The sequence below is a fragment of the Sphaerimonospora mesophila genome (genome assembly GCF_001417795.1).
GTDB classification, from domain to species: Bacteria; Actinomycetota; Actinomycetes; order Streptosporangiales; family Streptosporangiaceae; genus Sphaerimonospora; species Sphaerimonospora mesophila.
Genome location: NZ_BCBX01000031.1, coordinates 198,471 through 210,729, shown reverse-complemented (window position 1 = coordinate 210,729; position 12,259 = coordinate 198,471). Strand labels below are relative to the sequence as shown.

The 12,259-nt window shown below is 70.3% G+C and carries 14 protein-coding genes; 12 read left to right on the top strand and 2 right to left on the bottom strand.

The window, feature by feature from the left end; all coding sequences use genetic code 11:
- Positions 1 to 20: 20 nt before the first annotated feature.
- Complete coding sequence (locus tag AP234_RS05330; protein ID WP_055478417.1) at positions 21 to 506, bottom strand: hemerythrin domain-containing protein; 486 nt, start codon at positions 504 to 506, stop codon at positions 21 to 23.
- A 67-nt stretch (positions 507 to 573) separates the two neighbouring features.
- Here AP234_RS05330 and AP234_RS38390 point away from each other — a divergent pair, with 67 nt between their 5' ends.
- On the top strand, positions 574 to 747 hold the full coding sequence (locus tag AP234_RS38390) for a hypothetical protein (protein WP_235557971.1): 174 nt from the start codon (positions 574 to 576) through the stop codon (positions 745 to 747).
- A gap of 130 nt (positions 748 to 877) precedes the next feature.
- Here AP234_RS38390 and AP234_RS05325 read toward each other — a convergent pair whose 3' ends face one another.
- The gene (locus AP234_RS05325) at positions 878 to 1,579 is read right to left on the bottom strand and encodes a TioE family transcriptional regulator (RefSeq protein ID WP_055478416.1); all 702 of its coding nucleotides are present in this window, start codon (positions 1,577 to 1,579) and stop codon (positions 878 to 880) included.
- 90 nt (positions 1,580 to 1,669) lie between these two features.
- On the opposite strand from AP234_RS05325, the gene AP234_RS05320 reads away from it, so the two are divergent.
- The 11 genes from AP234_RS05320 to AP234_RS05270 all read left to right on the top strand — a co-directional run bounded on the left by AP234_RS05320 (position 1,670) and on the right by AP234_RS05270 (position 12,255).
- On the top strand, positions 1,670 to 2,827 hold the full coding sequence (locus AP234_RS05320; protein WP_055478415.1) for an erythromycin esterase family protein: 1,158 nt from the start codon (positions 1,670 to 1,672) through the stop codon (positions 2,825 to 2,827).
- Positions 2,828 to 3,115: 288 nt separating this feature from the next.
- Positions 3,116 to 3,457 carry a hypothetical protein gene (locus tag AP234_RS05315; RefSeq protein WP_055478414.1) on the top strand — a complete coding sequence of 114 codons (342 nt, stop codon included), beginning with the start codon at positions 3,116 to 3,118 and terminating at the stop codon, positions 3,455 to 3,457.
- Between the two features lie 62 nt (positions 3,458 to 3,519).
- On the top strand, positions 3,520 to 4,605 hold the full coding sequence (locus AP234_RS05310; protein ID WP_055478413.1) for a tyrosine-type recombinase/integrase: 1,086 nt from the start codon (positions 3,520 to 3,522) through the stop codon (positions 4,603 to 4,605).
- Positions 4,606 to 4,846: 241 nt separating this feature from the next.
- Complete coding sequence (locus AP234_RS05305) at positions 4,847 to 6,325, top strand: carboxylesterase family protein (protein WP_083501805.1); 1,479 nt, start codon at positions 4,847 to 4,849, stop codon at positions 6,323 to 6,325.
- Between the two features lie 268 nt (positions 6,326 to 6,593).
- The gene (locus AP234_RS05300; RefSeq protein WP_200926236.1) at positions 6,594 to 7,361 is read left to right on the top strand and encodes an AraC family transcriptional regulator; all 768 of its coding nucleotides are present in this window, start codon (positions 6,594 to 6,596) and stop codon (positions 7,359 to 7,361) included.
- Between the two features lie 101 nt (positions 7,362 to 7,462).
- Positions 7,463 to 8,470, top strand: a complete 1,008-nt coding sequence (locus AP234_RS05295; RefSeq protein ID WP_055478822.1) for an ATP-binding cassette domain-containing protein — start codon at positions 7,463 to 7,465, stop codon at positions 8,468 to 8,470.
- Positions 8,467 to 9,315 carry an ABC transporter permease gene (locus tag AP234_RS05290; RefSeq protein WP_055478411.1) on the top strand — a complete coding sequence of 283 codons (849 nt, stop codon included), beginning with the start codon at positions 8,467 to 8,469 and terminating at the stop codon, positions 9,313 to 9,315. The genes AP234_RS05295 and AP234_RS05290 overlap by 4 nt, the downstream gene beginning before the upstream one ends.
- 77 nt (positions 9,316 to 9,392) lie before the next feature.
- A complete protein-coding gene (locus tag AP234_RS05285) occupies positions 9,393 to 10,112 on the top strand; it encodes an SIR2 family NAD-dependent protein deacylase (protein WP_055478410.1) in 720 nt (239 codons plus the stop codon).
- Positions 10,113 to 10,126: 14 nt separating this feature from the next.
- A complete protein-coding gene (locus tag AP234_RS05280) occupies positions 10,127 to 10,837 on the top strand; it encodes an HAD family hydrolase (RefSeq protein ID WP_055478409.1) in 711 nt (236 codons plus the stop codon).
- 83 nt (positions 10,838 to 10,920) lie between these two features.
- Positions 10,921 to 11,304: a DoxX family protein gene (locus AP234_RS05275; protein ID WP_055478408.1), complete on the top strand. Its 384-nt coding sequence runs from the start codon at positions 10,921 to 10,923 to the stop codon at positions 11,302 to 11,304.
- Between the two features lie 27 nt (positions 11,305 to 11,331).
- Positions 11,332 to 12,255, top strand: a complete 924-nt coding sequence (locus tag AP234_RS05270) for an RNA polymerase sigma-70 factor (RefSeq protein WP_055478407.1) — start codon at positions 11,332 to 11,334, stop codon at positions 12,253 to 12,255.
- The last annotated feature ends 4 nt before the right edge of the window (positions 12,256 to 12,259 follow it).

The following is a 12,259-nucleotide window of genomic DNA, read 5'->3' as shown; positions in this document are numbered from 1 at the left end:
GCCTTCGCGCAGTGACCGGCCTAGCGGGCGGCGGCGGGAGGCGCCAGGCGTCCGGCGCGTTCGCGCACCGCCTCGATCGCCTCCCAGTCGCCCGTGCTCAGACCGGCCAGCGCGGCGGGGAACACCCCGTCCTGCTCCTTGAGTATGTGCCGGCGCAGGACGTCGAGGACGTCCAGGAGCCGCCGCGGCCAGGCCGGATCCGTCGGGACGCCGTCGGCGGCGTCGACGGCCTCGCCGAGCACCGCCTCGACCAGCCGGTGCTCGGCCTCCAGCGCCGCGATCTGGTCGGGGAAGTCGCCGGCGAGCGCCGGGAACAGGCCGTGCTCCTCCACCTTGGTGTGCGGTTCCAGCACGGCCGCGATCCTGCGGGCCAGTTCGGCCATGAGACGCACGTCGCCGTGCCGGTTCGCGGTCCGCACAGCACCGATCAGGTCGACGACCGCGTCGTGCTCGCGGGTCAGCTCGTCGATGGTCGCCAGCGCCTGGCAGCCACAGTATTCGCACATCCGCACTCCCTGGACGGCGTCCGTCCGGCGGGACGCCCACCTCAGTCTCCGCCGCGACCACCGGCAGGTGGCAGGGACCTTCGTCATCGGCGACCGGGCCGTCGGTCATCGGACCATCTCGGAACGGCGTACGTACGACCAGGCCGCCCAGGAGCCGCTCGAGACGGGACCGGTGACCACGGCCGTGCTCGACGGCACCCGCGGCGACCTCGTCCAGATCGCCCGACAGCACGAGCGGTGATCAGCCGCGGTACCGCAACTGCCGCAGGGTGTAACCGCCGCACGCCGGGCGACATCGACACCGAACTGTTCACCACCTGGCTCCGCCAGGCACGCGATCTCGAAGCACCGGCCGCGTGAGCCGGCCGATCCTATGGCGACGGGCCGCCGCCGCGTTCGCGGGCGCAGAGATAGGCGTCCAGGTCGGCGGCGCCCCTGAGCATGGCGCGGCCCCGGGCGGACAGGCGGCCCCGCCACTCGCGCAGGGCCGACTCCAGCGGGGCGACGCCTCCGGCGGAGCGGACCTGATCGATCAGCGGGGCGATCTGCTCCAGCAGGTGGCCGCCGCGCCTGAGCTGGTGGACCAGCCGGGCGTCCCGTACGTCTGCCGCGCCGTAGATCCGGTAACCGGTCCGCGGATCGCGGCGCGGCCGGACCAGCCCGGCGTCCTCCCATTTGCGCAGCGTGGCGGGGCGGATGCCGAGCCTCCCGGCCAGGGGGCCGATGAAGGTGTCGCCACGCTCGGCCGCCACGGGCGCCAGATCGCGGAGTGCGACTTCGACGGCCTGGAGGGTGCGGCGGTCGTCGAGAAGTTGGCCGTGGCTTTCGTCGATGAGCCGCAGCGCGTCCTCGGTTGCGCCCCGGTTGACCGCCCGCATGATCGATGTGGCCGTCCGGTGACCATGCCCGGGCACGAGGGCGAGGAACGCGCGCAGGGCCTGCGCGTGCAGCGGCGTATAGGTGCGGTAGCCGTGGACGGTGCGCTCGGCGGCGGGCAGGATGCCGGCGTCCTCGTAGTTCCTGATCGCCTGGGTGGACAGGCCGTGCTCCCGCGCCAGATCCACCGGCCTCATGGATGTATCACCGTTTGTAGGTCCATCGCGCTGAATACGGGAATTTCCCGGAAAAGTTTACACCGAAGGTTCAACGATAGCGTTGAATGCATGGACATCAAGGACACGTCCCGTCCGCTCGACGGCCCGGGCGTCTCGGCTTTCCTGCGGTCGCTTCCCGCCGAGCCCCTGCTGCTCGGCCTGGGGGAGGCGAGACACTTCGTGGGGAAGCTGGGCGAGGTGCGCAACGAGATCTTCCGGCATCTGGTCGAGCGCGAGGGCTACCGGTCGTTCGCCATCGAGAGCGACTGCCTCAGGGGCCTGGTGGTGGACGACCACATCACGACGGGCGCCGGCACGCTCGACGACGTCATGGAACACGGCTTCAGCCACGGCTTCGGCGCCGTGCCGGCCAACCGCGAGCTCGTACGCTGGATGCGGGCCTACAACGAGGAGCATGACGAGAAGCTCCGGTTCTTCGGGTTCGACGGCCCGCTGGAGTATTGGGCCGAGAGCCCGCGTCAGGCGCTCACCTCCCTGTACGCACTCCTGGGCGGCCCGCTCCCCTGCACGGCGGAGAGCCTCGACACGCTGCTCGGCCCGGACGACCGGTGGACGAACGAGGCCACGGTCATGGACCCGTCGCAGTCGATCGGCCGATCGGCCGAGGCCCAGCGGCTGCGGCTGATCGCCGACGACCTGGTGGCGCTGCTCGACACGCAGGCGCCGCGGCTGAGCGCGCAGGACAGGGAGCGGGCGGCACTGTACGGGCGGACCGCCGTCGGCCTGCTCCGCTACCACCACTGGATGGCCGACACGTCCCCGGCGCGGATAGCGCGGCTGTCGGCCCTGCGGGACGCGATGATGGCCGCCAACCTGCGTGCCGCCGCCGAGCACGGCCCGGCCCTGGTCTTCGCCCACAACCTTCACCTGCAGCGGACCATGAGCCTCATGTCGCTCGGCGACCAGCGGCTGGAGTGGTGGAGCGCCGGGGCGATCACGGCGACGCACCTGGGCGACCGGTACGCCTTCCTGGCCTCGGCCCTCGGCACGGTCGGCGACGACGTCCCGCCCCCGGACACCGTCGAGGGCATCCTGTCCACGCTCCCGTGGGACGACTCTCTCGTCGACGCCCGTCGCCTGGCCGAGGCCATCACGGAGCCCGCCCGGCGCGTCTCCCGCGATTTCGCCTATTTCCCGCTTGACCCGCACCAGCTCGGCATGATCGACGGCGTCGTATTCCTCAAGCAGGTCACCAGAATCGACTGACACGCAGATATATCGATGCGAACGTCGCGATAAATCCGTACGAAAATCGCCAAGACATCGTTCTCCTGCTATTCCGTGAGACCCCTTCTCCGTACTTCTTCGCAGGTAGAAGTGCTTAACAAGTCCCACGGAAGGGGTTTACAGCAATCGCATCCCATGTAAGTCTCTTCCAGGTGGAGAGAAGCGACAACGAACCCGGAAGGTATTCCCCGTTCTCCTGAGACGGCTTTCAGGAGTGCTTCGGCTCCCGTGATCACCATTGGTCCCATAAGAGAGAAAGGGCTGCCGATGCGCTTCCCTCGCCCCGCTTCCGTCGTCGCCGCACTCGTCTCCGTCGCGGCCTGCGTCGCCGTCCTGCCGCTGATGCGGGCACCCGCCTCGGCCGGTGTGGCCGCCCCCTCGGCGGTGCTGCCTCTCGGCAACGCCCCGAGCTGCATCGCGGTCTGGCAGCGGACCGGCAACGTCACCAAGACGGGCTACGCCCGAAACGACTGCGGCAGCCGCATGAACATCAAAATCGTCTGGTCACACGGGGCCGACGGCCCCTGCCGCAGCGTCGCCCCGGGACAGACCCTCAAGCACCGGATCCCCAGGGGACCGCGCAATTTCGACGGTGCGAGCACCTGCTGACCCCAGCGGAGCACGACCGGAGCCGGCACCGGCTGTCGGGCGGGATCGATACCGTGTAGATCATGTTGCCCGCCCAGGTGAATCGGCTGACCGTGCAGGAGGCCGCCGACCGCTATGTGGAGCTGGTCCGGGCCAGGACGCTGACCGGCGCCCTCTCCCCCGCCACCGCCGAGGTGTACGCCCGCGACGTCGCCACGTTCGTACGGCTGGCCGGCCCGGATCGGGTGCTCGACGACCTGACCGGTGAGGACGTCGACGCCGTGCTGCTGGCCTTCGCCCGCAAGCCGGATGAACGGCGCACCAGGTCGGCCGCGCGTGAGACACCCGGGAGGTCCACGCAGAGCGCGGCCTCGCAGGCGAGGTTCCGCCGGTCGGTGTCGGCACTGTTCAAGCACGCGGCGGTCGCGGGATGGGTGCACCTCAACCCGATGGCGGCGTCCTCGGTGACGGCCAGGGAGCGGGGCGGCCTGCGGCCCGAGCGCCGGGCGCTGACCAGGGAGCAGGCCGAGGGGCTGATCCAGGCGGCCCGATCCCCGCAGGCCGGAACAGAACGCGCCGCCACCGGGCCGGGTACGGCTAAGCCGCAGCGGCGGGACCAGCGGACCGAGGTACGCGACGCGCTGATCGTGCTGCTGCTGGTCACTCTCGGGCCGAGGGTGTCGGAACTGGTGCGGGCCAACGTCGAGGACTTCTACACCAACGACGGGGTGCGCTACTGGCGGATCTTCGGCAAGGGCGGACGGACCCGCGACGTCCCCCTTCCCCGCGACGTCGCCCGGCTGCTCGACGCCTACCTGAGCGTACGGACCCCCGGTGGGGAGGAGAAGGCGCTGCTGCTGTCGTGGCGTGGCCGCAGGCTGGCGCGCGGCGACGTGCAGGCGGTGATCGACCGGGTGCAGCGGCGGGTGGAGCCCGGACAGCGGCGTGACGTCACCCCGCACGGCTTACGGCACACCACGGCCACCCACCTGCTGGCAGACGGCACCGACATGGACGCGGTACGCCGGGTGCTCGGCCACGGCGACCTGTCGACCCTCGGCCGCTACCGCGACGAGCTGCCCGGCGAGCTGGAGGCCGCCATGAACTTCCACCCCCTGCTCAGGCGGGACGCCGCCCCGCGCGACCCGGACGACGCCGGACAGAGCTGAAAACGGCGTACGGATCACCCCTGGAGGCGCGCCCGCCCCGCCGGGAGGATGACCCGGCATGAGCACTTCTCCGGCTCTGCTGTCGTTCGCCGCCGTCGCCGGATAGGTCACGGTCTCGACACGACGCCGGCGCTCACGGTGCCGACGACACAGCGGAACATTCGTTCAAGACCCCTCGGCCCTGAGCCTGCGATGGTCGACCTCCAGAGCTCCAGGCGACAGGAGAGGTGAGACGACGACCGTGGACAGCGCGCCAGAGGTTCAGGTGGCGAGTGGTCGGCTGCGGGGGCGGATGGACCGGGGAGTGGCGGCGTTCCTCGGGATCCCGTACGCCGCTGCACCCTTCGGAGCGCACCGCATGCGGCCTCCCGAGCCACCCGTGCGGTGGGAGGGCGAGCGTAGCGCCATCGACTACGGGCCGACCTGCCCGAAAGAAAACGACGATCAGGAAAGTGCCGCGCTGTTCCCGGAGGTCGTGATCCCCGGCGAGGAATGCCTCAACCTCAACGTGTGGACCCCCGACCCCGGGGGGTCCGGACTGCCGGTGCTGGTCTGGATTCATGGCGGCATGTTCACGAAGGGGTCCGGATCGGTCGCCGGCTACCGTGGCATCTCCTTCGCCCGCGACGGAGTCGTGTGCGTCACGATCAACTACCGGCTCGGCGCCGAGGGCTTTCTCCACCTCGACGACGGCACGGCCAACCTGGGGTCGCTGGACCAGATCGCCGCGCTGGAGTGGGTCCAGGGCAACATCGCCGCCTTCGGCGGTGATCCGGCGAGGGTGACCATCGCGGGCCAGTCCGCCGGGGCCATGAGCATCGTCACCCTTATGGCCATGCCCCGCGCCCAAGGCTTGTTCCGCCAGGCGATCACCCAAAGCGGGTCGGCCGCACAGACGCTGACCGCTGAGTCCGCCGCAGGCGTCGCTTCAAGGCTGGCTGAGTCTCTCGGGATCGTTCCGACCCGCGAGGCGTTCAGCGAAGTGCCGGTCGAACGGCTCGCGCGGGCGTCGTCCGCCCTTCTCCGGGAGGTCCAGACCGCCTCGGATCCGGCCAAGTGGGATAGTCTCCCCTTCGCCCCCGCCGTCGACGGCGACATCCTCCCCGACCACCCGCTCGACGCGTTGAAAATGGGCGCAGGCGGTGGCGTACGGCTCCTGGCCGGGTGGAACCGGGACGACACCCGCATCGGCCTCGTCCCCACCGGCATGATCGACGTCGTCGATGAGCCCCTGCTCTCCGCAGTGGTGAACGCCTACGGCGCACCCGACGGGACGGTCGAGCGCTACCGGGCGGCCCGACCGGGAGCGAGCAACGGGGACCTGCTCGCTGCCGTGACGACCGACTGCTTCATTCGAATTCCGGCGATCCGGGTCGCCGAGGCACACCTCGAGGCCGGCGAGGCCGGCACCTGGATGTACCGCTTCGACCACGAGTCGCCGAGCTTCGGCGGCCGCCTCGGTGCCGCCCACGCGGTGGAGATCCCGTACGTCTTCGACCTCCTCGACGAGGAGTCCAGCCACGCCCTGATCGGCGGCGAACCACCACAGGTCGTCGCCGATACGACCCACGGCGCCTGGGTCCGCTTCGTCACCGACGGCGACCCGGGCTGGCCCCGATACAGCCTGGCCGACCGATCCACCGCGCTGATCGACGAGGAGATCACCGTCGTCGGCGACCCCGATGGTGCCGAGCGCGAGATCTGGGTCGGCCGCCTCTGATCGGGAGTTGCCGTTCGGCGCCGCCCCTGTGGCTCGAAGCCGCCGCCCCACCCGCTGCCAGGCCGCCGCCCGGCAGGAGGATCCGTACCGGGCAGCGGGGGCGACGGTTGTCGCGCCCCCGAGCCGTGTCTTGAGAATCGTCGCGTTGTGGTCGCCTCGAGGCGGCTTTTACCATATCGGCATGCGATCAGGCCGACCGGCTCGCGCCGGCGCACCTCGATGGGAGATCACGGTCCCATCCCGTCCTGGTCGGCTGCCGGGGATCGTGATGGCAGGTTTCAGCGATCAAGCGAATGAGTTCCCCGACATCGCGTTGGTCCCCCACCCCGCGGTTACGGTGATCTTCGACCTCGGCGACCAGCCGTTCGTCGTCGAAGACGACTGTGGCTCGCAGCAGCGAGAACGCGTCATCGCCGGGCTCGCGCCCAACAGGGCCAGGGGACGGGGGTTGGCCAGAAGTTCCGAGTGCCTCCAGTTGCGGCTTTCGCCGATGGTCGCGCACGCGGTCCTGGGCGCCTCCTCCGAATTGTCCGGGACGGTGGTCGCCCTCGACGACCTTTGGGGACGGGAGGCCGTGCGAATCCAAGAGCGCCTGCGTGCCGCCAGGTCGTGGGAGGACCGATTCGCGATCGCGGAGGCCGTACTGGCTCGGCGAAACGATGCAGGCCGAGCCGTCGACCCGGAAGTCGCCTTCTCCTGGAGGCAACTGGTGGCCAGTCGAGGGCGGGTGCGGATCGAACGACTGGTCGCCGAGATCGGATGGAGCCGTAAACGTCTCTGGTCCCGGTTCCGCGCCCAGGTCGGCCTCACCCCCAAGCGTGTCGCCCGGCTCATCCGCTTCGACCACGCGGCCCACCGTCTCGCCGCCGGCCATGGCGCCGCCCTGGTAGCAGCGGAAAGCGGCTTCGCCGACCAGTCCCACCTGCACAGAGACGTCATGGCCTTCGCCGGGATGACACCGACCGCGGTTGCGGACTCGCCGTTTCTCGCGATCGACGATGTCGCGTGGCCTCCCCGGCGCACATCTGACAGCTGACCCGGACGAGCGCTGCGCCGTGTCCCGATGCCCGCCGCGCTGACCACTCGAGTGGAACATTTTTTCAAGACATGTCGCAACAGGCAGACGACTCTTACGGCATGTCGAAGAACAGCATGGATTCGGGCCAGGCGGCGATCGAGGTGCGCGGCCTGGTCAAGGTTTACGGTGAGAACCGAGCACTGGACGGGATCGACCTCACGGTCCGGCGCGATCAGGTGTTCGGGTTCCTCGGCCCCAACGGGGCGGGCAAGACCACCATGATCCGCATCCTGACCACCTTGACCCGGCCGGACGGCGGCACCGCCCGCGTCCTCGGCCACGACGTGATCAGCGAGCGGAACGCGATCCGGGCCCGCGTGGCCGTGACCGGCCAGTTCGCCGCCCTGGACGAGGACCTGACCGGACATGAGAACCTGACCATCCTCGGCCGCCTCCACGGCCTGTCCCGCGCCGTCTGCGAACATCGAGCCGATGACCTGCTCGCCGCCTTCGATCTGACCCCCGCAGCCGGCCGCCCGGTAGGCGGATACTCGGGCGGGATGCGCCGCAGGTTGGACATCGCGGCCAGCCTGATCGTGACCCCCGACCTGCTGTTCCTCGACGAGCCGACCACCGGGCTCGACCCGCGAAGTCGCAGCCGGGTGTGGGAGCTGGTCCGCCGGATCGCCGCAGCCGGCACCACGGTGCTGCTCACCACCCAATACCTCGAGGAGGCCGACCAGCTCGCCGAGCAGATCGCGGTCATGGACAACGGCCGGATCGTGGCCGAAGGCACCAGTGCCCAGCTCAAATCCCGAGTCGGCTCGGGCACCCTGCATGTCCGGCTCGTCGACGGCGAGCAGCGTCGGCAAGCGCAACAGATCCTCGCCGGTGTCCCGGCAGGGACGGTCCGACCCGCCGCCGATCCGCTCACCCTGTCCGTGCTGCTTGCCACTCCGGCTGACGCGGCAGACGTGGGCCGACTGGTCGGGCACGCCCTGACCCGGCTCGCCGAGGCACGGGTGGGCGTCGCCGAGATCGCTCTCGGCCAGCCCAGTCTGGACGAGGCGTTCCTCGCCCTGACCGGCCACCCGGCCGCCGACGACCAGGAGGACGCGGACGCATGAGCACCCCGGCCGCCACCCCGCGCACCGCCTCGGCGGAGGTCGACCGCATCGACGTCCTGCTCATCACAAGCCCCGCACGCCGCCGTACCGGGGCACTCGCCGCCTCCGCGACCTTCGGCCGGCGAGCCGTACTCAAGATCAAGCATGACCCCAAACAGCTTGTGGACTCGGTCGCCATCCCCATGCTGATCACCGTGCTGTTCACCTACCTCTTCGGCGGGGCTATCAGCGGCTCGCCCGGCGACTACCTCACGTTCCTCCTGCCCGGCACGCTGAGCATGAGCATCGCCATCGTCACCATGTACGGCGGTGCCCGTCTCGCCAAGGACGTGACGACCGGAGCCTTCGACCGCTTCCGTTCCCTGCCCGTCTGGCGCGGCGCCTTCGTGCTCGGTGGCCTGCTCAGCGATGCCGCCCGTTACCTTTCCGCTTCCGCCATCGTGGTGGTCCTCGGACTGATCATGGGCTATCGGCCCGATGGCGGCGCACCGGGCGTGCTCGCCGCGACAGCCCTGATCGTCGCCTTCGGGCTCTCCCTGTCCTTGCTGTGGGCCACGGTCGCCCTGTTCATTCCCGACCCGGCCGTCGTCATCAGCATCGCCAACCTCGTGCTGATGCCCCTCTCCTTCGCCAGCAACATCTTCGTCCAGCCCAGCACTATGCCCGGCTGGCTCCAAGCCTTCGTCGAGGTCAACCCGCTCAGCCACGTCACGACCGCGGCCCGGGGCTTGATGAACGACGTCGGCGGCACCGGCGGATCTGTCGCCTGGTCGCTCATCGCGACCGCTGCCATCACCGGAGTGTGCGCGCCGCTCGCCCTGTATCTCTACAACAAGCGGGGCTGACACGCGGAGAGGGCCCTCCACCTCGGAGAACTTCAGCCCGCTGCATCGGGTTCGCGGAGGGCCCTACGATCTCGGCTATGAAGGTGACCGTACTGACCGGGGCAGGGATCTCCACCGAGTCGGGCATTCCCGACTACCGGGGGCCGGACGGCCTGTGGCACCGCGACCCCGACTACGAGAAACTCGTCACCTACGACTACTACATGGCCGATCCCGACATCCGGCGTCGTTCGTGGCTGTTCCGCCACCAAAGCCCGGCCTGGCGGGCCGAACCCAACGCGGGTCACCGCGCGCTGGTGGAGCTGGCCGCCGCCGGCGCCGACGTCTGGATCGTCACCCAGAACGTCGACGGACTGCACCAGCGGGCCGGATCACCGCCCGAGCGGGTGCTGGAGCTGCACGGCAACATGTTCGGCGCGGTCTGCACGGGCTGCGGAACCCGCTCCACGACCCGAGAGGCGATCGACCGGGTGCTCGCCGGGGAGCACGACCCGTCGTGCCTCGCGTGCGGCGGCATCCTGAAGACGGCGACCGTGATGTTCGGCCAGGGACTCGACCCCGACGTCCTGGAGGGCGCGGTCGACGCGGCGCACGAGTGCGAGGTGTTCGTCGCGGTCGGCACGTCGCTGCGGGTGCAGCCCGCCGCCTCCCTCGTACGGCTTGCCGCCGGCGCCGGCGCACGGCTGGTGATCGTCAACGGCGAGGCGACGCCGTACGACCACCTGGCCGACGAGGTGATCCGCGAACCGATCAGCCGGGCCCTGCCCGAACTGGCCGAACGGCTCCGCCCGGCCTGACAGAATCACTGGTTGTGATCAGGTCCATTCTGTTCGATCTCGACGAGACCCTTTTCGACCACCGCGGCGCGGTCGCCCACGGGGTGACCCGCTGGACCGAGTCGGTCGCCCCCGGCCACGCGCTGCTGCCGGAGACGCCCTCACTGTGGCGGGAGCTGGAGGACAAGCACCTGCCGGCCTGGCATTCGGGAGAGTGCTCCTTCGAGGAGCAGCGGCGCAGACGGCTGCGGGAGTTCTGCGTACGGCTCGGCCTGCCGGTGCCGCCGGACCTCGACGAGGCGTTCGCGCGGTTCCTGGCGCATTACGAGACCGCCTGGGCGGCCTTCCCCGACGCCGTGCCGGTGCTGGACGCCCTCGACGACAGCGGCCGGGGGCTGACGCTGGGCGTGCTGACCAACGGCGTGCCGCTGCAGCAGGAGGCAAAGCTGCGCCGCCTCGGCCTGCTGGACCGGCTCGACCCGGTGCTGACGCCCGACGCGCTCGGCGGCCGCTTCAAGCCGGACCCGGAATGCTATCTGCGTGCGGCCGCCAAACTGGGCCTGTGCCCGGATGAGGTGCTGCTCGTGGGCGACAACCTCGAACTCGACGCGGTCGGCCCGACACACGTCGGCATGCACGGCGTCTGGCTGGACCGGCACGCCACCGGCCGGCCCGTGCCCGCTCCTGTCGTCACCGTCACCTCCCTGTCGGAACTGCCCGGCGTCATCGACGGCCTCACCTCCTGAGCGGTCAGGCCGGCGCGATGTCACAGGCGGGGGTCGCCATCTCGTCTACGAGGTGCACGACAATCCTCGTTAAGGAGCAGACGATGAACCTCACCTTGTGGATCGCCGCCGGGCTGCTGGCCGCGGTAGCCCTGACCGGGGGCATTACCAAGACATTCGTGCCCAGGGAGAAGTTGGCCGCGGTTCACGGTGGGGGATGGACCGCGGACGTCGGCGCCGGCTTCGTCAAGACCCTCGGCGTCCTTGAAATCCTGGCCGCCGCGGGCCTCATCCTGCCCGCCGCGCTCGGCATCGCCCCGGTTCTCGTGCCGGTGACCGCCGTCTGCTGGATCTTGCTGATGGTCGGTGCGGCGATCACCCATGGCCGCCGCGGCGAACCCATGCACGTGCTGCTGAACATGATCTATCTCGCGCTCGCGGCATTCCTCGCCTGGGGCCGCCTCGGCATCCAGCCCTTCACCGGCTGACCGCCACGGCCACAAGGAGGAGGTGACGTGACCCGAGCCGAGGAGTTCGAAAAGCTGCGGCCACTGCTGTTCTCGATCGCCTACCGGATCCTGGGCGGTGTGGGCGAGGCCGAGGACGCGGTCCAGGAGACCTGGCTGCGCTACGAGGCCTCCCCGCCCCAGCCCGGTTCGGCCAAGGCGTTCCTGTCCACCACGATCACCCGGATCTCGATCGACGTGCTGCGTTCCGCACGGGTGCGGCGGGAGGAGTACGCCGGGCCGTGGCTGCCCGAGCCGCTGCTCACCGACCCCTACGCGGATCCGGAGCGGTCGGCCGAGCTGGCCGACTCGGTGTCGATGGCGGCCCTGTTGCTGCTGGAGCGCCTCAGCCCGCTCGAACGCGCCGTCTTCGTGCTGCGCGAGGTGTTCGGGTTCGGCTTCGACGAGGTCGCCTCGGCCGTGGGCCGCTCGGAGGCGGCCTGCCGCCAGCTCGCCGTACGGGCCCGCCGCCACATGGCCGCGGGCCGGCCCCGATTCGACGCGGATCGCCGGGAGCGGGAAGAGCTCGCCGAACGCTTCTTCGACGCCCTACGCGAGGGCGACATCGAGGGGCTGCGGGAACTGCTCGCCGCCGACGTATCGGTGGTCGGCGACGGCGGCGGCAAGGCCCCGCAGCTGACCAGGGCCGTCATCGGCGCCGCTAAGGTGGCCCGGCTGCTCGCCCACGCCTTCCCCCGGATGGCCCGGATCGGCCTGACGTTCGAACGGCACGAGGTCAACGGCCAGCCAGGGGCGATCTTCCGTGACCGGGACGGCAAGGTGCTGTACGCCATGGCGCTCGACGTTCTCGACGGGCGGATCCAGACGATCCGCTCCGTGATCAACCCGGACAAGCTCCGGCACGTGGGTCCGGTGGCGGACGCCTGGGCGATCGACCGCGAGGTACGACAGGCACGCCGGTCGCCGGAATGACCGT

Coding starts and splice junctions, on each gene's coding strand:
- AP234_RS05285 (WP_055478410.1), top strand. CDS start 9,393: ATGAAGGTGACCGTACTGACCGGGGCAGGGATCTCCACCGAGTCGGGC.
- AP234_RS05330 (WP_055478417.1), bottom strand. CDS start 506: ATGTGCGAATACTGTGGCTGCCAGGCGCTGGCGACCATCGACGAGCTG.
- AP234_RS05295 (WP_055478822.1), top strand. CDS start 7,463: ATGTCGAAGAACAGCATGGATTCGGGCCAGGCGGCGATCGAGGTGCGC.
- AP234_RS05310 (WP_055478413.1), top strand. CDS start 3,520: ATGTTGCCCGCCCAGGTGAATCGGCTGACCGTGCAGGAGGCCGCCGAC.
- AP234_RS05290 (WP_055478411.1), top strand. CDS start 8,467: ATGAGCACCCCGGCCGCCACCCCGCGCACCGCCTCGGCGGAGGTCGAC.
- AP234_RS05320 (WP_055478415.1), top strand. CDS start 1,670: ATGGACATCAAGGACACGTCCCGTCCGCTCGACGGCCCGGGCGTCTCG.
- AP234_RS05300 (WP_200926236.1), top strand. CDS start 6,594: ATGGCAGGTTTCAGCGATCAAGCGAATGAGTTCCCCGACATCGCGTTG.
- AP234_RS05325 (WP_055478416.1), bottom strand. CDS start 1,579: ATGAGGCCGGTGGATCTGGCGCGGGAGCACGGCCTGTCCACCCAGGCG.
- AP234_RS05275 (WP_055478408.1), top strand. CDS start 10,921: ATGAACCTCACCTTGTGGATCGCCGCCGGGCTGCTGGCCGCGGTAGCC.
- AP234_RS05315 (WP_055478414.1), top strand. CDS start 3,116: ATGCGCTTCCCTCGCCCCGCTTCCGTCGTCGCCGCACTCGTCTCCGTC.